The organism is Bacillus sp. LR--39 (genome assembly GCF_053613335.1).
The window spans coordinates 1-546 of record NZ_JBSIOT010001445.1 but is presented as its reverse complement, the minus strand read 5'-3'; the positions used below and the strand labels follow the sequence as shown (position 1 = coordinate 546).

The 546-nt window shown below is 48.2% G+C and carries 1 protein-coding gene; it reads right to left on the bottom strand.

What is annotated here, in order from left to right; translation table 11 throughout:
* Nucleotides 1-534, bottom strand: a 534-nt coding sequence (gene uxuA / locus ACWHAR_RS31035) for a mannonate dehydratase (RefSeq protein WP_452088926.1), incomplete at its 3' end; no start/stop codon positions are given.
* Nucleotides 535-546 lie beyond the last annotated feature (12 nt).

Sequence of the window (546 nt, the reverse complement as noted above, 5' to 3'; positions counted from 1 at the left end):
TTCATCGTCCGTTCTGTAGGCAGCAAAAAGCTCTTTGATCCGAGCCAATTTTTCTGGCTCCCACCCCGGCAGTGTCATGTCAGATGCATCCTCCACCGTCCGAATCAGCTCTTGAGGATCAAGGCTTTCCACCTTGGCCTTTTCAAAAAACAGAGCGGTCGATCCATCTGCTAGCGGCCGGAACATGTCCGTGCGTGTCCAATCAAAAACCGGCATAAAATTATAGCAGATCACTTTCACGCCAAATCCGGCAAGGTTGCGGATCGTTTGCTTGTAGTTTTCAATATACCGGCCGCGTTCTTCGTTCCCAAGTTTAATTGCTTCGTGAACATTCACGCTTTCTACAACTTCAGCATGAAAACCATAGGATTGAATATATTCAGTCTCGGCTCTGATTTCTTCTTTTTCCCACACGTTGCCGACGGGCTTTTGATGGAGAGCCCAAACGATGCCTTTGACACCGGGAATTTGCTTCACGTGTTCAAGTGTGACTGTATCGTTGCCTCGTCCATACCATCGGAATGTCATATTCATGCTCGCACCTCC